The sequence below is a fragment of the Synechococcus sp. PCC 7335 genome (assembly GCF_000155595.1).
Lineage (GTDB): Bacteria > Cyanobacteriota > Cyanobacteriia > Phormidesmidales > Phormidesmidaceae > Phormidesmis.
Genome location: NZ_DS989904.1, coordinates 1,009,599 through 1,026,801 on the forward strand (window position 1 = coordinate 1,009,599; position 17,203 = coordinate 1,026,801).

Annotated in this window: 14 protein-coding genes; 8 read left to right on the forward strand and 6 right to left on the reverse strand. The window is 46.5% G+C overall.

The window, feature by feature from the left end; translation table 11 throughout:
* Positions 1-138 precede the first annotated feature (138 nt).
* The gene (dnaB, locus tag S7335_RS04540) at positions 139-1,500 is read left to right on the forward strand and encodes a replicative DNA helicase (RefSeq protein ID WP_006455842.1); all 1,362 of its coding nucleotides are present in this window, start codon (positions 139-141) and stop codon (positions 1,498-1,500) included.
* A gap of 72 nt (positions 1,501-1,572) precedes the next feature.
* On the opposite strand, the gene S7335_RS04545 is transcribed toward dnaB, so the two are convergent.
* Complete coding sequence (locus S7335_RS04545) at positions 1,573-2,541, reverse strand: aldo/keto reductase (protein ID WP_006454818.1); 969 nt, start codon at positions 2,539-2,541, stop codon at positions 1,573-1,575.
* Between the two features lie 531 nt (positions 2,542-3,072).
* Between S7335_RS04545 and S7335_RS04550 the strand changes: the two genes are divergently transcribed.
* Positions 3,073-3,498, forward strand: coding sequence for a response regulator (locus tag S7335_RS04550; RefSeq protein ID WP_038015608.1), 426 nt, complete (start codon positions 3,073-3,075; stop codon positions 3,496-3,498).
* A gap of 434 nt (positions 3,499-3,932) precedes the next feature.
* Here the strand turns inward: S7335_RS04550 and S7335_RS25705 are convergent, their stop codons facing one another.
* Together S7335_RS25705 and S7335_RS04560 are read right to left on the reverse strand one after the other, a co-directional pair.
* The gene (locus tag S7335_RS25705; RefSeq protein ID WP_006454182.1) at positions 3,933-6,638 is read right to left on the reverse strand and encodes a PAS domain S-box protein; all 2,706 of its coding nucleotides are present in this window, start codon (positions 6,636-6,638) and stop codon (positions 3,933-3,935) included.
* A gap of 96 nt (positions 6,639-6,734) precedes the next feature.
* The gene (locus tag S7335_RS04560) at positions 6,735-7,358 is read right to left on the reverse strand and encodes a TetR/AcrR family transcriptional regulator (protein WP_006455224.1); all 624 of its coding nucleotides are present in this window, start codon (positions 7,356-7,358) and stop codon (positions 6,735-6,737) included.
* Positions 7,359-7,632: 274 nt separating this feature from the next.
* On the opposite strand from S7335_RS04560, the gene S7335_RS04565 reads away from it, so the two are divergent.
* The 4 genes from S7335_RS04565 to bioA all read left to right on the forward strand — a co-directional run bounded on the left by S7335_RS04565 (position 7,633) and on the right by bioA (position 11,998).
* Positions 7,633-8,643, forward strand: a complete 1,011-nt coding sequence (locus S7335_RS04565) for a metal ABC transporter substrate-binding protein (RefSeq protein ID WP_006455275.1) — start codon at positions 7,633-7,635, stop codon at positions 8,641-8,643.
* 126 nt (positions 8,644-8,769) lie between these two features.
* Complete coding sequence (locus S7335_RS04570) at positions 8,770-9,660, forward strand: metal ABC transporter ATP-binding protein (protein WP_006456649.1); 891 nt, start codon at positions 8,770-8,772, stop codon at positions 9,658-9,660.
* 86 nt (positions 9,661-9,746) lie between these two features.
* Positions 9,747-10,583, forward strand: coding sequence for a metal ABC transporter permease (locus tag S7335_RS04575; RefSeq protein ID WP_157620380.1), 837 nt, complete (start codon positions 9,747-9,749; stop codon positions 10,581-10,583).
* A gap of 131 nt (positions 10,584-10,714) precedes the next feature.
* Positions 10,715-11,998, forward strand: a complete 1,284-nt coding sequence (bioA, locus tag S7335_RS04580; protein WP_038015611.1) for an adenosylmethionine--8-amino-7-oxononanoate transaminase — start codon at positions 10,715-10,717, stop codon at positions 11,996-11,998.
* Positions 11,999-12,018: 20 nt separating this feature from the next.
* On the opposite strand, the gene S7335_RS04585 is transcribed toward bioA, so the two are convergent.
* Positions 12,019-13,239: an acetamidase/formamidase family protein gene (locus S7335_RS04585; RefSeq protein WP_198011347.1), complete on the reverse strand. Its 1,221-nt coding sequence runs from the start codon at positions 13,237-13,239 to the stop codon at positions 12,019-12,021.
* 336 nt (positions 13,240-13,575) lie between these two features.
* Here S7335_RS04585 and S7335_RS25710 point away from each other — a divergent pair, with 336 nt between their 5' ends.
* Positions 13,576-14,214 (forward strand): (2Fe-2S) ferredoxin domain-containing protein, encoded by a 639-nt coding sequence (locus S7335_RS25710; protein ID WP_006457453.1) that lies wholly within the window; start codon positions 13,576-13,578, stop codon positions 14,212-14,214.
* Between the two features lie 211 nt (positions 14,215-14,425).
* Here S7335_RS25710 and S7335_RS29420 read toward each other — a convergent pair whose 3' ends face one another.
* Positions 14,426-14,728 (reverse strand): Asr1405/Asl0597 family protein, encoded by a 303-nt coding sequence (locus tag S7335_RS29420; RefSeq protein ID WP_369791673.1) that lies wholly within the window; start codon positions 14,726-14,728, stop codon positions 14,426-14,428.
* Positions 14,729-15,276: 548 nt separating this feature from the next.
* Between S7335_RS29420 and S7335_RS04595 the strand changes: the two genes are divergently transcribed.
* On the forward strand, positions 15,277-15,816 hold the full coding sequence (locus S7335_RS04595) for a Dps family protein (RefSeq protein ID WP_006455399.1): 540 nt from the start codon (positions 15,277-15,279) through the stop codon (positions 15,814-15,816).
* A 721-nt stretch (positions 15,817-16,537) separates the two neighbouring features.
* On the opposite strand, the gene S7335_RS04605 is transcribed toward S7335_RS04595, so the two are convergent.
* Positions 16,538-17,194 carry a Crp/Fnr family transcriptional regulator gene (locus tag S7335_RS04605; RefSeq protein ID WP_050765776.1) on the reverse strand — a complete coding sequence of 219 codons (657 nt, stop codon included), beginning with the start codon at positions 17,192-17,194 and terminating at the stop codon, positions 16,538-16,540.
* Positions 17,195-17,203 lie beyond the last annotated feature (9 nt).

Sequence of the window (17,203 nt, forward strand, 5' to 3'; positions counted from 1 at the left end):
CAGCTAGTCCTATCTTCGACTAGCTACCCTCAATAGAAATAAGCGTTTGTCTGCCAGAGTCCAGCCTATAATGCGCAATCTATAGGGCACCGCCCTCAACCTTGTCGTTCAGCACTCATCACTCCTATCACTCTTCTAATGGTTGCTTCCGAACCCCGCTTCAAGCCTGCCGCCGATCGCCTTCCACCCCAAAATATTGAGGCTGAAGAAGCTATCTTAGGTGGTGTCTTAATCGATCCCGAAGCGATTGGCCGCGTGACTGAACTGCTCTCTCCTGAAGCGTTCTATATCGGTGCTCATCGCAGCATCTACCAGGCTGCTCTAGACTTACAGGCGAGGGGATTGCCTACAGATATGATGGGCGTGGCCTCATGGCTAAAGGACAAAGGTGCTTTAGAAAAAGTCGGTGGGCAAAGTCGATTAGCCCAGCTAGTAGATCGCACTATCAGTGCGGCCAATATTGACCAGTACGCTCAGCTGGTAATGGATAAGTACACTCGCCGCCAGCTCATTCGATCAGGTGGAGAAATTATCCAGCTAGGCTACGAGACCGAAACATCCCTAGAAGATGTACTCGATCTGTCTGAGCAGACGCTGTTTGGCATTACTCAAGAGCGCCCTACCCAAGGACTCACCAAAACATCCGACATACTTACAGATACGTTTACCGATATCGAGCAGCGATCGCTGGGCATGGTCTTACCCGGCTTGGCCTGCGGGTTCTATGACCTAGACGCGATGACTCAGGGCTTCCAACGTTCTGACTTAATTATTACTGCGGCTCGTCCGGCGATGGGGAAAACCAGCTTCGTACTCAACGTTGCTCGCAATATTGCCGATACGCATAAGCAGCCAGTTGCGATCTTCAGCTTAGAGATGTCAAAGCAGCAGTTGATCTATCGATTGCTTTCGTCTGAAGCCAAAATTGAGAGTGGTCGATTGCGAACCGGGCGGATTGCCCAGCATGAGTGGGGACCCATGGGCCATGCGATCAATACGCTTTCTGAGCTACCAATCTTCATCGACGATACGCCAGGTGTGGGTGTAACTGAAATTCGATCGAAAGCACGGCGATTGCAGGCGGAACAAGGTGGCGCATTAGGACTCATTCTGATCGATTACTTGCAGCTGATGGAAGGCTCCGGCGATAATCGGGTGCAGGAATTGTCGAAGATAACGCGATCGCTCAAAGGACTTGCTAGAGAACTCAACGTTCCTATCATCGCGCTCTCTCAGCTCAGTCGCAGCGTAGAATCACGAACTAACAAACGCCCGATGATGTCTGATCTAAGAGAAAGTGGCGCAATCGAACAGGACGCAGATTTAATTATGATGCTGTATCGCGAAGAGTATTACGACCCTGACACGCCTGATCGTGGCATCGCTGAAATCATCTTGACAAAGCACCGGAACGGACCGACGGGCACTGTTAAGCTTCTATTTCAGCCCGAATTTACGCAGTTTCTTAATAGAGCATCGGACTTATCAAATCGCGATTAGAAGGATAGCTACACTTAGCGATTCGGCAACGTCTGTCACGGTTTAAGTGATGTGTAAAGTCACGAGCTAGAGCTACTTCAGCCAGGGTAGAGAAACATTACTCAACTGTTCACATTCGGCTTCTGTCATTGACCAACCAAGTGCGCCTGCATTTTGTTCTGCCTGTTTCGCATTTTTTGCACCTGGAATTGGGACAACATTGCCTTTACAGATTAGCCAGTTGAGAGCGACCTGTACTTGCGTTTTGTTATGGGTCTTGCCAATTGCTTGTAACGCAGCTAGCACGGGTTCAATCTTCTGTAATCCCTTCCGGCTGAACTTAGGATCTAATTTTCTTGCGCCTGCTGGGCGAAGATCGCTGTCTACTGTGTACTTGCCAGTCAATAGGCCCTGTGCCAGAGGGCTATAGGCTAGAATCGTCACCTCGAGGTTCTGAGCCGCTTCCAAGATGCCATTTGTTTCAATGTTTCTGTGTAGCAAAGAATATTGAACCTGATTAACGGCCAAGGGGATACCCCTTTGGGCTAGATAGCTATGAGCTTCGCGCATCTGCTTTGCAGAATAATTGCTAACACCAATCGTTTGAATTCGTCCTTGCTCTACTTCATCTGCCAAAGCATTCATGAGTGTTTTTTGACTCATGAAAAAATCAAAGGGCCAATGGACCTGATAGAGCGTGATGGAAGACTGCTTGAGTCGTTTGAGACTAGCACTAAGGGCATCTGCAACAGATTGAGCGGAGAAGCGCCAAGGCGTAGGCATGTATTTTGTCGCAATTAGAGAAGGCTTTTTACTCTCTTTGATAAATTGACCAATCAGCTCTTCCGACTTACCGAGGCCGTAGACTTCAGCAGTGTCAAAGAAATTAACATTTGCAGCCAAAGAAGTCTTAAAGGCAGCTCGAACTTCATCTATGCCATAAGCGCTACCGTACTGCCAAAATATTGAGTCACCCCAGGCCCAAGTGCCCAGCCCTAGCGCGGGGACCTTTGGGCCTTTGGGTCCAAGGGTGACAGTCTGTAGCGTGTTCGAACTCGCCATGATGAAAACGAAAGAGATCAGCCTATATAAAATAGCTGCTTTAGAGAGCTTTAGTCATCTTAAAAGTCGTTTGGGGAAATGATGTCTATAGTTATTCTCTCATCGGAGAGAATAGTATATGCAAACTGAAGCTGTTCTTTTCGGGCCTTCCTTAGGCCGTTTGTTCATATCTGCTCGTCCATATCTGCTCGTCCATAGTAGAAAAGCAAGCTGGCACCATCACCAAGTGCTGTAAAGCTTGATGGATAAGCGAACTCCCACACCATATGAAATTAGGGCCTTTGATCGCTTATCTGATGAATCAGTGCTGTCCTACAAAGAGAAGATAATCAAGCAACTGACGAAACGACTATCCCTTAAGTGTATGGATGTGTCCGTAATTAGAGTCTCTACAGGTAATAATAATGACTATCGGTGCCCTCGGGATGGGCAGTATAAAGCATACAGCTAGTACTTAGAGACGATCCTTTCTAGAGTTCGTCAAATCTGTAAAGGTTGTGTTCGCTGACTGATTTAAGGGACTTTTCGCTTGTGAATATCTTGTTGGTTGAAGATGATTATCTGCTCGGTCGCAGTATGGCCCGTTTGTTAGAAGCGTCCAGCCAGTATAGAGTCAAGCTAACTCGTACGGCCGCAGATATTTTCAAGTACTGCGAGACTGGTAGCATTGAGTTAGTGCTGATGGATGTCAATCTACCAGGAACCTTGTGGCAAAACAAAGAAACAACGGGCATCGATCTCTCTCGTCTATTGAAATCCAATCCTAGGACCTGGCACATCCCCGTCATATTGCTAACAACGAATAGTGCAGGTACAAATAAAGGACGTTTAATGAGCGAAGCGCTAGCCGATTCGGTTTGTGCAAAACCCATTAAGGATGCGGATAGCTTTCTATCTTTGCTGTCTCAGGTAATCGATAGGAAAAGGGTGTGCCGGTTGGGGCTATCAGCATCTTGATATCGGGTTACGAGAAAAATAGAGTGAATATAGCGTTTTTGACTGCATACTCATAAGGGACGGTAAGCTTACGAGGAACGCAAGTCAATTGATCTGTGACTTTGCAAGGCTTCTAGGCGGATAACTGTACCCTAGCTAAGTGAACGACGCTATGGGGTAGTGGCTCAAAGACGATATCTCCCAGATACCACAAAACCAAATATCACAAAGCCAGATATGACAAAAATAGAGAACCGCTAGGATTGACTGCCAACTGATTCTTTACGGCTTTTTGGTCAGCAGACTTTGCTAAAGCTTGTTCTATTCTAACGAGAGGAATCGCTGCTATCGCAGGCAGCTGAGTGAATAGAGAGAGAATGGCGTCATTTGTTTAGTGCAAAGAGAGCTTGGAGTTGGGTTGTCTCGTCAGGTCTTGAAGGCATCAACAAAAGGTATCAACAAAGCGTCTTCGTGCAAGCGCTGGCACAACAAACTGACTGACGATGGCTGTTGGTGTACTGATAGCGAATATCTAGCTGGTTACTCAGTTTCTCAAAGATTTCGTTAGCTCGAATAGGTTTACTGATAAAGTCATCGCACCCACAAGCAATCGCAGCGGTTCGATCCTCTGTAAAGGCGTTTGCTGTCAGCGCAACAATTCGAGTCTGATGGTAGGGGTTAATTCTAGTTTTTTCTAGTGTCTTAATCCGTCTTGTAGCTTCCTCTCCAGTCATGATAGGCATACGCATATCCATCAAAATTAGATGGGGTTGCCACGACTCCCAGCGAGCGATCGCCTCTTCGCCATTCTGTGCTTCACGCACTTCAAATCCAACATTCATCAACAAATGGGAAAGCAGCTTACGGTTAACAGCAACATCATCTACGACCAATATCCTATAGTCAGGCTGTCCGGGAGCTAGTCCAATCACTCGTCTTGAGGGCTGCTTAGTTGTAGTAGGAAGGCTAAGTGCGTGATCGCCAACGGCAACAGGAACACTAAATGCAAAAGTAGCGCCTTCACCCAGCTGAGAGTCAACGGTCAAATTACCACCTAGCAATTGAATATATTCGTGCGAAATCGCTAACCCTAGTCCAGTCCCCTCAGGTGAGTCCAGGCCAGATTGAGTTTGAACAAAAGCCTCAAATAGATGAGCCTGATCAGCAGCGGCAATGCCCGGCCCTGTATCGCTGATTGAAAAGGTCAGTAGCGTCGAAGGTGGTTTGGTAGTCGTAGTCTGTGGATTGTCTTGCTTCTCTAAGCTTTCACAGGCATGGTTGAGTTGGTTCTGGCCGTATTGATTCTGACTATGTTGGTTCTGACCATCTTGGTTCTGGCTGTGTACAGATAGGGTAATTGTGCCGACGGCTGTGAACTTGAGCGCATTACTTAGCAAATTGATGAGGATCTGTCTAAGCTTAAGGTGATCGCTAACAACAGTTCGAGGCAGCTTTGGCGATCGCCTCATCAGAAACCGTAGACCCTTTCTATCTATTGCACTACTAAACATCTGCTGAAGCTCATCTAGTAGACAATACAGATCGAACTGGGTGTTGTTTAGCTCAACTCGTCCCGATTCGATCTTAGAGATGTCTAGAACATCATTAATTAAAGCGAGTAGATGTTCACCGCTGCGATAGATGATATCTAGATTCTCTGCTTGCTCTAGATTTGGATTAGACTCTCGTAGAATATGAGTAAAGCCTAGTATGGAATTAAGAGGCGATCTAAGTTCGTGACTCATATTTGCTAGAAACTCGCTTTTGGCCTGATTCGCGGCTTCCGCAGCCTTGGTCGCATGCGCTAGCTCTCGTATCACCTGTTTACGTTCGGTAATATCTTCAAACATGTAGAGGTAGGCAAAAGTAGCGTTATCTTGTTGTACAGGCCCATAGATCCGCCTCAACGTCCGCCCATCTAATAGCGGTACTTCGTCCTCAATTGTTTTAGTGCCGTTCGTAAAGTCATTTTCAGTGGAATCTGCAACAAATCTGCCAAGGTCTATACTGCTTAGACACTCCGTCAATAGCTGTTCCCCATTGATATTGCCACTTGCCACCTCTGGCTGCAAATGCTCTAGCTGCCAGATTCGATAGAATTCAGAATTTACAAACAGCGCTTCATTGGTATCGCAGTCTAATACAAAGATGCCGGTAGGCGGCAAATTATTAATGGCACGTAGGAGCGCACTGTTACGATGTAACTTCTTTTGGGCTTGCCGACGCTCTGTGATATCTACGAGTACGCCGAGTGTACTGCCATCGCTACAAGGGCCTTCGTTGCCCTCAGCGGTAGTAGATAGCAACACATCTAGATAAGTGCCATCTTTTTTGATGAACTGACAGAAGCGATCGCGCTCCGACATATCTTTCATCAATGTTGAAAGCCCTTCGCTGACTTCGTGCTTGTAACTATCCGCAACAAAGTCTATGAGAGGTTGGCCGATAACCTCTTCTCTTTGATATCCAAGCTTTTCTAACCAGTAGTTGCTAGTCCCCACAATAAGACCGCCGGCGTCTATCGAATGCAGCATTGCCGGGGTCTGCTTATACAGATATCGATAGCGAGCTTCGCTTGCTTGAAGGGCTTTGAAAGTATCAAGATGATGAGAAATATCAATATGGGTACTAACGTAGTGAGTTGGTTTACCCTGAGTATCTAAGATAGGTGAAAACGTAACTTCACTCCAAAAAGACTGTCCATTCTTGCGCAAGCCTTGCAGTAAGACTTTACAGTTGTTGCCATCAGCCACCGTTTTACTGATAGTATCTAGCTCCGCTTTCTGCATTTTCTTTGTCGGTAAAGACCAATAGCTACAACCTAGGATTTCTGTCGCGCAGTAGCCAGTTAGCGACTCAAAACTAGGGCTGACGTAGACCACAGACAAGTCGATTGTCTGAGCGTCGCAGATGATTAATCCACTAGCGGTATGCGCTATGGCCTCTCGGAAGGTTGCTAGCGTTAGCCGATTGGCTTGGCTTGGCTTTAGGCTATCTACTTCCTGCTCTAATCTAGAAAGTGACTTGTGGATTGGATTGGCAGGTGAGATCTCGAATCGGGAGCTGAGCCGACTAAAGAGTTGATATACGCTTCCAGCAAGACCCCAGCAGGTCAGTACTATCAATCCACTGAATAGCGTTTCGGATGGCATCACACCCATTGCGTTGGTTCCCTTTTAGCAGCAGTCATCAAGCTACTAGAATGTTCCCCGAATAACCTATGAACTTATATTGATATGGATATTGATATGGAAAAATCAGCTAGCCGGTGGTGCGATCGCATCTACGAGGGTTTTAATCACGCGATCGCTCTCTAGCGGCATCGTAGCGGCGGCGCCCAACATTCTTTGCAGCATGACAAAGTAAACCAGCGTGCCTATAAACATCCGCGCAGAGGCGGCCGGGTCGCCTAGCTTCAGCTCACTGCAAGTAGACAGGTAGCGGGTAAGCTCATCCAAGACCGGTTTGGCCACATTTTGGATATAGGGTTCCGATAGCTCTGGGAATCGACCTGACTCACCAATAATGAGTCGCATAAACTCACAAAATTGAGAATCGCAGGCCGCTTCATTCAAAAAATCCTTAGCTAGATCACTTAGAACCTGTCTCGGCTCGCCTGCCAACGCATTTTCACGGCGAATATCGAAAGAAGAGGAGCGGAACTTTTCTTCTGCCATCTGCTGTACTAGCGCAGAAAAGAGGCCAGTTTTATCTTGAAAATGGCTATAGACCGTCGCCTTTGAAACGCCCGCCGCCGCCGCGACCCGGTCCATGCTGGTCGCCGCATAGCCGTTTGCCAAGAATTCTTGCTTGGCTCCTTGCAGAATTGCCGCTGACTTGACAGCCGATTTTTTCCGTTCCGAGCGATTATAAAACTTCACAAATTCAGAGCCACAACACAAGCATACGTACACCTACGGATCCCTAAACAAGCGCCTCCACCCAACGCCACCTTCAGCCTAAAGCCACAAGTGGGCCTATTATAGGGTGCTGTCTGTGACCGCGTCTTCTCTACTTTGACAGACGGTTTTGACAGACGGTCAATTTTGACAAACGGGTGGCAGATGGTCGACCGCGGAAATTATCCATTGTCGTTTTAAATTAATTATGAAACAATTATGAAAAGTGAAACGATTATGAAATGCATAGGTCTCTATGAACCGTCCGGCTAGCGACAAAAGTCACTTTCGACAGAGGATTAGCTTCCTTAGTGCCAATTTTCTGATGCTGACACTCGCAGCCAGTTTGTGGAGTTGTGCGCCCGCTGACAGAGCAGATGGGTCTAGCCCTAGCGGTGAGCTAGTTTCTCAATCTGAGCAAGCAGCCAGTCAAGCAGCCGGCCAAAAGAAGGTTCTAACGACCTTTACCATCTTGGCAGACATTGCTCAAAACGTAGCTGGAGAAGCGCTTACTGTTGAATCTATCACTCGCACAGGCGAAGAAATTCATGGCTACGAGCCGATTCCGAGTGATATAGCCAAGGCACAGCAAGCAGATCTCGTACTTTACAACGGGATGAACCTAGAGCGCTGGTTTGATCAATTTCTAGGTAGCCTCGATGACGTACCTGCCGTAGTTCTTACTGAGGGGATTGAGCCGATTGCGATCGCCCAAGGGCCCTATGCCGATAAGCCCAATCCGCACGCTTGGATGTCGCCTAGAAACGCACTGATCTATGTAGAAAACATTCGCCAGGCGTTTGTAGAACTCGATCCAGACAACGCCGATACCTATAACCTCAATGCTGACGCCTATAGCCGGGAGCTTAGGGCAATTGACGCGACGTTAGCTGATAGTCTCAATTCGGTCCCTTCGGACCAGAGGTATCTAGTCACTTGTGAGGGTGCATTCTCTTATCTAGCGCGCGACTATGGTCTAGAAGAAGTCTATATGTGGCCTATCAACGCTGAACAACAGTCTACGCCGAAGCAGATTAAGCAGGTTATCGACAAAGTGAAAGAGAACGAGGTACCGACCGTTTTTTGTGAAAGCACTGTGAGCAGTGAGGCCCAAGAGGAAGTTGCCAAGGCCGCTGATGCGGAGTTTGGCGGTAATTTATATGTCGACTCGCTCTCTGGGGAAGGTGGTCCCGTTCCAACATTTCTGGATCTCTTGGAATATGATGCGCAGCTAATTGCGAATGGACTTTTAGAAGGAGTTCCCTAGTCCCTTGATAGCGCCTTCTACCTGCTGGTTACCTGCTTCTTCCTAAGACTGGCTTCTTCCTAAGCGTGCCTTACAGCCGACTTTCTAACCTCTCACTTACCCCTTTGGCGTCCCTTGTATCGACCTATGCCTGATTCGACTACCCACATTCAGCACCCCAGTCTCTGCCCAGATACCTATGGCATTGCTGTAGACAATATCAGCGTCACTTACAGTAACGCCAGACTAGCGCTGTACAATGCCAGCTGCTATGTAGAACCAGGTACTATCACCGGACTTGTAGGCCCTAATGGAGGGGGGAAATCTACTCTCTTTAAGTCCATTATGGGTTTTCTATCGCCGAGTCAGGGGCAGGTGTCTATTGATGCTATGTCAATAGGAAAGGCGCAAAAGCGGCAGCTCATAGCCTATGTACCCCAAGCAGACGAGGTAGATTGGAACTTTCCAATTAGTGTGTTCGATGTGGTGATGATGGGCCGCTATGGCTATATGAATCTCTTTCGCATTCCTAGCCGTAAGGATCGCCGCATCGTCAGAGAGAGCTTAGCACGGGTTGGGATGAGTGAGTTCAAAGACCGTCAGATTGGAGAGCTTTCTGGCGGACAGAAGAAGCGTGCTTTCTTAGCGAGGGCCTTAGCACAGGAGGGAAGAGTAATCTTACTAGACGAGCCATTCACAGGGGTGGACGTCAAGACGGAAAAAAGTATCGTCACTTTGTTAATGCAGCTACGTGACGAGGGCCATACAATTTTGGTCTCTACTCACGACTTGTCTGCTATCTCTACTTTTTGTGATCGCGTTATTCTACTCAATCAAACCATCCTCGCAGCAGGGACTACGGCTGAAACCTTCACCGAAGAAAATCTTGCTATGACCTTTGGAGGCTTGCCACTAAGCAGTCTAAAAGCCACCTCGACCGATCAGCCAAACCTAGCGCATCATCACTGTAACCAATCACATAGCCAGCCAGGACATCCCTCTATTCAAGTAGCCCAGCCCAGGAGCTTGGACTCGTGAGCGCCCTGCTAGCAGTATCCTCTGAAGCTGCAATATCTCTTGAAGCCATTGTGAATTGGTTAATCGAGCCTTTTCAGCTGGGATTCATGATCCGGGCGCTGTGGGTAAGCTCTTTTGTGGGCACTGTCTGTGCGGTGCTCTCTTGCTACATCACCCTCAAGGGCTGGTCGCTAATGGGAGATGCCGTTTCTCATGCGGTTGTTCCGGGCGTCGTGGTTGCCTATGCACTAGGGCTACCCTTTGCTTTGGGTGCGTTTGTTTTTGGGTTTGGGGCAACGGTAGCGATTGGCTATGTGAAAGCTAAAACTAGACTAAAAGAAGATGCCGTTATCGGCGTAATTTTTACCGGTTTTTTTGCGTTTGGGTTAGTGCTTGCCACCAAGATTCCTAGCAATATTGACCTTTTTCATATTCTCTTTGGTAATGTTCTAGGGATCTCTCCACAGGATATTATTCAAACGCTAATTGCGGGCTTTTTGACGCTAGCGATCATCTTGTTTCGCAGAAAGGATTTGTTGCTTTTTTGCTTTGATCCAAACCATGCCAAGGCAATTGGCCTGAATACTCAAGCAATGTACTATACGCTGCTTTCCGTACTGGCGCTAACGATCGTAACAGCGCTACAAACAGCGGGAATTGTTCTGGTAGTGGCGATGCTGGTGACGCCTGGTGCAACCGCTTATCTGCTAAGTGATCGCTTTGATCGAATGCTGATGATTTCTGTTGCAACCAGTGTCCTTTCTTGCTTTTTTGGGACCTACCTCAGCTACCATTTAGACGCTTCAACCGGTGGCTGCATTGTGGTATTAATGACAATCTTTTTTGTAATGGCAATGCTGTTTGCGCCAAAGTATGGGATTTTGTCGCAAAAGTTTCGCAGGCCGTTGCACGACGCGGGTCTTCAACCTTCAAAAGATGGCTAGATATAGCGTGTACCGGATAAATTAGACACACGCGGATCACTTTGCCTGTCGCGCTACGGGACCTCCAGCCTGTAATTATATACTTCAACAAAGTAAGAGATACTATAGAGTGCATTCTCTCTAATCCGGTAATGGACTCTCTGCAAAAGCTTATAGATCTAGATCGTCGGCATGTTTGGCACCCGTACGCGGCGATGCCTAATCCGCTGCCAGTGTTCCCGGTGCGTTCAGCCAAAGGGGTGCGAATTGAATTAGAAGATGGGCGATCGCTAATCGACGGTATTTCCTCTTGGTGGACTTGCATTCACGGCTACAATCACCCTCAGCTCAACACGGCTGCGCACGCTCAGATTGAACAAATGTCTCACGTGATGTTTGGGGGATTGACCCATCGCCCTGGGGTGCAGCTAGCCAGTAAGCTAATTGAGATCACGCCAGCTGAGCTGCAGCATGTTTTCTTTAGCGATTCTGGATCTGTTGCCGTCGAAGTAGCCATGAAGATGGCCGTGCAGTACTGGCAGAGCAAAGGCCAGACTGAAAAAAATCGCTTCTTGACCATTCGCAATGGCTACCATGGTGATACGTTCGCAGCCATGTCCGCTTGCGATCCGATCAACGGCATGCATCACTTATTCAGCGGTATGCTGATGCCACAGTATTTTGCCGATGCACCGCAGGTTCGATTTGGCGAAGATTGGCAGGAAGCGGATATCGCTAGCTTTGCATCTCTTTTGAAAGAGAACAGCGATCACATTGCGTCTGCTATCTTCGAGCCGGTCGTGCAAAATGCTGGAGGGGTTCGGTTCTATCATCCCGAGTATGTGCGTAGAGCCAGTGAGCTGTGCAAACAGTACGACGTGCTGCTGATCTTAGATGAGATTGCCACTGGGTTTGGTCGTACCGGGAAGTTATTTGCCTGTGAATATGCAGATATCTCTCCAGATATTATGTGCCTTGGCAAAGCGCTTTCAGGGGGATTTATATCCCTAGCCGCAACGCTAACAACCACGCATATCAGCCAGACTTTCTCTGAGGGAGAAGCAGGCGTATTTATGCACGGTCCTACATTCATGGGCAATCCGTTGGCCTGCGCGGTAGCGCTAGCAAATCTAGAACTGTTAGAAAGCTACGACTGGTCAATGAAGATTAAAAAGATTGAAGCGCAGTTGCGACTAGAGCTGGCGTCCTGTCAAGCATTATCGGCAGTGAAGGACGTGCGGGTATTGGGCGCGATCGCAGCGGTCGAACTCCACGACCCGGTGAATATGTCTATTGTCCAGCCCCAATTTGTCGAGAGGGGCGTATGGCTACGACCTTTCGGTCGATTGCTATACACCATGCCGCCATACATTATCCAACCGGAAGAGCTCAGTGCGATCACCTCCGCAATTTACGAAGTTGCTGCCAAGCTCTAGTGCTTATGTTAGAACGTGGTCTAGGGCATAGGTTCAAAGAGCTGCTTGGAAATAACGCCGTGAACCCCCTTGACAATATCCACAACTTGCGAAACTTCAAAATCAATAGCAGCACTACCTAATAAGAGCGCATCTTGCTCAGTCAACTCGTATTCTTCGTTGACGATTCGCAAAGATTCTCTCACTGACTCTTTCATTGCCTCATCGAGATCTTCATCTAGTCCAATGGAGATCCAAAGATCTTCAGTCTCACCCATCGGCTGCTCAAGCATCATTCCTTTGTGAAGGACTAGCTCAAAAGTAGGCGTTAACGAACACTCAATTGCGGTGAGTGCGACTTCTCCATTGCCCTGAGCGCAGTGCGGGTCACCAGAATAGAAGAGTGCTCCTGGGACTTGAACCGGCAGATAGAGACTGCTGCCAACACCCAGCAGCTTGATATCTACATTACCACCATAAATACCAGGCGGAATAGAGTTTACCGAGTCTTCTACATCAGCAGGAACAACGCCCATAATTCCCATAAAGGGCTTTAGAGGAATACCGATATCAGGTTGATTATTGCTAGGACGAAAGATGCCCATTTCTTTGGCCATATCAATCGGAATTACCTTAGTGTAGATATCTGCGTCATCGACAGGAAACTCACCTGGTAGCGACCCCTTGCCATGGCGGTTAGAGATTACGCCGTAAGGAACACGGTAGGCTATATCAATCGTTTTTATCTCTAGTACATCGCCAGGTTCTGCATCTTCTACATAGATAGGACCAGTGATCACGTGAGGACCAGGTCCCGTTTTTTCCACGTTGGCTTTTACGGTGAGCTGATCGGGTAGAATATCTTCTTGTTTAATTCCTCTACTCGTTAAGAAATCAACTGTATCCCCTTGATCTGCCAGAATACCTTCGTGAGAGACGGTTTCTAAGGTCACACGATCACCCGACTGAACTGTTAAAATCGGCGCACTGTCTGGCTTGAAAAGTTCACCCCAAATCACGTTATCGGGCGAGGATTTCACTGTATAAACCTGAGGAGTTGCCTGTGAGATATTCACCGGATCAGTCAATCTAGCAAACGATTTCAGCGAACCGTTGATTACCAAAAGGGAAAGTATTGTCGTTAAACAGAGCGCAAGGGGCGATCGCATAAGCTCGCCTGCTGAGAACTTCTCTTGAGACCCTACAAAATTCCTATGGAGTCGCCTGAGAAGCGATCTAAGCCACATCATGTTCTCTGTCATCGAAACACATCCTTTGTTGAAGCTTACTAATATGCATATGTACTAATACGCAATAGTGAACTAGCCTTTTTTACATTGATATGTAGCAGAAACTACAGAGAAGATAATTTAATCTGCCTTCTCTGACAAACAAGGGACTAGACGACAGGATGATTTTTATATGAGCTACTGTTCTAGCTATCCTTATGCCTCTTCCATGAGGTTCTCCGTTCACTTTATAGTCTTTATTGATATAAACACCAAGAAACACCTCTATTTACAGAGGCTCTACGAACAATTAACTGATAAAATTAGGATCCTCAGTCAAATGTTAAATTTGTTTTTTCCACAGAGAGTATGGTCGCTTCAAAGAAAAATCGTTTCTCTTGGGTAGGACAGTTCCTAGCTTTTGTTCCTGGGAAAAAGTCTCTTTATCAATCTGCTATTGTTCAGGTAGTTGCTGTCGAAGAAGGCGCACCTATCGATACGATCCAAAGTTATCAGATCAAGCTAGATAAAGATATTCGAGAGGCAGCGTCTCACTCGATTGAGGCCAAAGATTGGATCAAAATTGCTGGTAAGGGCAAACCGGACAAAAAAACAGGCAAGATTGAGTGGAAAGCCAGCACTATAAAGAAAGTTTCACTTCGAAAGGTAGCCAAAGTAAAGGAAGAGGCGAAGACGCGATCGCACTCTGTACAGTCGAAATCGCTGAGTACGGCTAAAGCAAAGCCTACTAGGATCTTGGTTTGCCAGAAGTCTAGCTGCCGTAAGAAGGGAAGTCAGAAGGTGAGCGATGCGATGGAAAAAGCGATCGCTAATGCAGAAGCTTCCGACCAGGTGATAGTCAAATCGACGGGTTGTCTCAAATGCTGTAAAACAGGTCCGACCGTTGTCGTTTTACCAGCTAATGACAAAAACAAAAAAACATCCAAAGAAAGACATCGGAAAGTCACGCCGAAGGCTGCCAAAAAAATTGTTGCTTCTGTGCTGTAGCGTCCGTCAGTCTGTCCATACTGCCTTAAGCTGTCTTTCTCTATTTCTCTATTGAACACATAGATTTGAGCGCATTGCCCAATCCTAGACCTAATATTTTGTGCTAGTTAATAAAGCGCTGCCTATTTGACCATATTACTGAGCCGACAATATTATCGCCTAAGCTATCTCCTGCCGCCCAATTGTACCGTTACTTAGATGCTTAGGGAATCTATTCCTCCGAACCTGAGGCTTCCCAACATCGATTGAGCGACGCCACTAAAGCTGTTCGAGAATAGGCAACCCGCTTGAGAACGCTCCATAATTGCAGTGCCTGTGTCGGCGTTCTCACCTCTACTTGTAGTGGCTGAAAACCACTGCAACAACACTCAATGTCAAGATCTTGCAGGCGATGATAAACCTGCCAGCGGTCCTCACAAGTTACCAGTATCAGACTTGAGATTGATAAGCCGTCTGAATTCCCGCCCAGATTGGCCGATGAACCAGTTGATTTTGCAGAACTAAATAGTGACACTAAAAAACTCCTTATGGATGAGTGCTGGGCTAGCTGGTTTGTAATTGAAGTATTTCTAATATGTCTCCGATATCTCTATATCTCTGAATAAAGAGGTAAGCGATCTATATTCTTTCTAGAGCAGTCGATGGATATCTCAATCGGAAAAGGTATCATTACGATGGTTAATGCGAAATTTTTCTAATAAAGACGTTCATTGGATACTTAACAGTAAAAAGTTTATGGCTGTCGATAAAGTCTGTGTAACTAGAAGATACTTTCAATAGCCAAGACAAAAATATCGTACGTCGCCAGCTAACGAAACATTTCGAGATGTCCTTTTAGCAAAGTGTGTAGGAAGGCTTCTATCATTTGAACCTTTGAACTCTATTGAGAATACATATCAATCACTTAGGCCCGCAGCCCGCGAAGATAGGGGGTTTCAGGTTATTGAGAATAAGCTATACTTCAGTAGTCAAAACGTCTTAAAGCGTATGCCGCAGCGTTTTACCTGATGTCAGCGGCATCTTTTTTGTCTTAGCAAAATCAACTTCAGAGGATAAAACACTATGGCAATTTCATCTGCTGTTATCACACCATTTGGTCAGGTCGCTGATAACGTCATTCTGCTAGAGAAGTCTGTTACAGAACCCGTCTGTGAAGGTTTAAACATTGCATTAGCTAGTATTCAGGGTCTTTATACTCAGTATCAAAAGCACCACTTTGTTGTAGAAGGAGCAGAGTTTTTAGAACTACACAACTTTTTTGAAGAAGGCTACACTGCAACTAGAGAACATGTTCATGATATTGGCGAGCGCTTGAATGGACTAGGCGGTGTTCCTGTTGCGAGCTTTACAAAGCTTGCTGAAATTTGCTGTTTTGAGCAAGAGCTCGATGGCATCTTCGGCTGCCGTCAGATGGTGGTGAACGACCTAAAGGCTGAACAAGAGGTCATCAAAGTACTGCGTCGGAATGCGTCGCAGGCAGAAAGTTTAGGGGATAGAGCAACTCGCTACCTCTATGAGGGCATCCTTCTAAAAACCGAAGAGCGTGCCTACCACTTGGATCACTTCCTAGCTGCTGATACACTCATCAACTTCCTAAACTAAGACTTTTTAACCTGGAGATTTACAGGCTGTTTGGATAGAGGGTTGGCTATAGAGACTCCTTCAGGTATGCACACCTGAGATAAAAGCTTTTTGTTAGCGATCTTGAACAGTTGTTGGAAATCTACAAACGAATAAGTCAAACGAGGGGGCAGAGGCTTTAAGGAAGGCTTCTGCTTTTTCGCGTGTTTATTTTTTGTTTTCAAGATCGAATGGGACTCGATTAAAGCAATACCAACTCCTGCAAAAGCATAGTTATCAACTGAAACATAAATTAGTTTCCCAACTTTGCGCTCTAAAAGGCGACTACTACTAAAGTAAGACCTTTGCTTCGCAGCGCTCTTAAATGTATCAGCGTTGATATGTATGGTTATACAATCAATTGACAATTAATGTCAAGAAGCCAATTGAGTAAAATGGTTTCTGTCTGCTATCTCTCATGTCCCGGTATTCGCTGGTTCAGTTAGGGTTGTGCAAAAAACTTAAATAGTGTTGTGCGAAAACTTCAACGTTGAGCTTGCTAGAGAGACCACATACAGTCCTAAATAGCGTCTTGATAGCAGTGTAACGGCCGTAAGAACATGGCTATCATATAGGCAAAGAACTGACAGTCCGAAGAACTTTCAGTCTCTGTCATAGGGAAGCAATCTTCTTATCCTATTTCTTCTCAATGGTTGACAATGACTATTGTCGCAACTGTTGATAGATAGGATAGTTTGAGTGCTCATGCTTGAGAGCTGAGTGAGACATAATGCTGCTCGAATGTTGTTTGAGAAACCATTTTTTCATGAGAATTCCAGACAATATGCCCTTTTTTTTCTAAGGTTTTGATCAGCCTAGTTACCGTCACTCGCGTGATTCCGATAGATTCTGCAATCTCTTGATGAGTTAGCTTTAAATCAATCTGGCGGCGATCGCCTACCAAGCGGCCAAAGCCTTCTGATAGCCAGCAGATAAGCTGTAGTAAGCGCTGTTCAGCATGCTTGCAATGGGCAATTTTCAACAGCGTGTGCGACTGTCGAACCTGCGATAGAAGCATCTCGCGAGACAGCCTATCGCCTACGTCAAGATATTCGGCTTCTACAGTTGTCAAGCACTGTGCAATATAAGGATAGGTTTGGGCGATGGGGTAGCCGATAATGCTCCCTGCACTCCAAAATCCGGTAGGGACAGGCTCTCCTTGAGAATCGTAAGTTAGAGTGCGAATATAGCCTTTGTGAATCTTCCAAAGGCTATGGTTTACGAAGTTCACCTGTTCATAGCGTTTGAACCTCACTAGATGCGGGCGGAGTGGTTGAGTCGATTGATCTATCGGACCTAAGTGAGCGTGTGTAGACGAGATGCTTGAGTCGCGAAGCAGTTTAGGTGCGGTTTTAAGCATAGGTAACTT

Coding starts and splice junctions, on each gene's coding strand:
- dnaB (WP_006455842.1), top strand. CDS start 139: ATGGTTGCTTCCGAACCCCGCTTCAAGCCTGCCGCCGATCGCCTTCCA.
- S7335_RS04545 (WP_006454818.1), bottom strand. CDS start 2,541: ATGGCGAGTTCGAACACGCTACAGACTGTCACCCTTGGACCCAAAGGC.
- S7335_RS25705 (WP_006454182.1), bottom strand. CDS start 6,638: ATGGGTGTGATGCCATCCGAAACGCTATTCAGTGGATTGATAGTACTG.
- S7335_RS04565 (WP_006455275.1), top strand. CDS start 7,633: ATGAACCGTCCGGCTAGCGACAAAAGTCACTTTCGACAGAGGATTAGC.
- S7335_RS04570 (WP_006456649.1), top strand. CDS start 8,770: ATGCCTGATTCGACTACCCACATTCAGCACCCCAGTCTCTGCCCAGAT.
- S7335_RS04575 (WP_157620380.1), top strand. CDS start 9,747: ATGATCCGGGCGCTGTGGGTAAGCTCTTTTGTGGGCACTGTCTGTGCG.
- bioA (WP_038015611.1), top strand. CDS start 10,715: ATGGACTCTCTGCAAAAGCTTATAGATCTAGATCGTCGGCATGTTTGG.
- S7335_RS04585 (WP_198011347.1), bottom strand. CDS start 13,239: ATGACAGAGAACATGATGTGGCTTAGATCGCTTCTCAGGCGACTCCAT.
- S7335_RS25710 (WP_006457453.1), top strand. CDS start 13,576: ATGGTCGCTTCAAAGAAAAATCGTTTCTCTTGGGTAGGACAGTTCCTA.
- S7335_RS04595 (WP_006455399.1), top strand. CDS start 15,277: ATGGCAATTTCATCTGCTGTTATCACACCATTTGGTCAGGTCGCTGAT.
- S7335_RS04605 (WP_050765776.1), bottom strand. CDS start 17,194: ATGCTTAAAACCGCACCTAAACTGCTTCGCGACTCAAGCATCTCGTCT.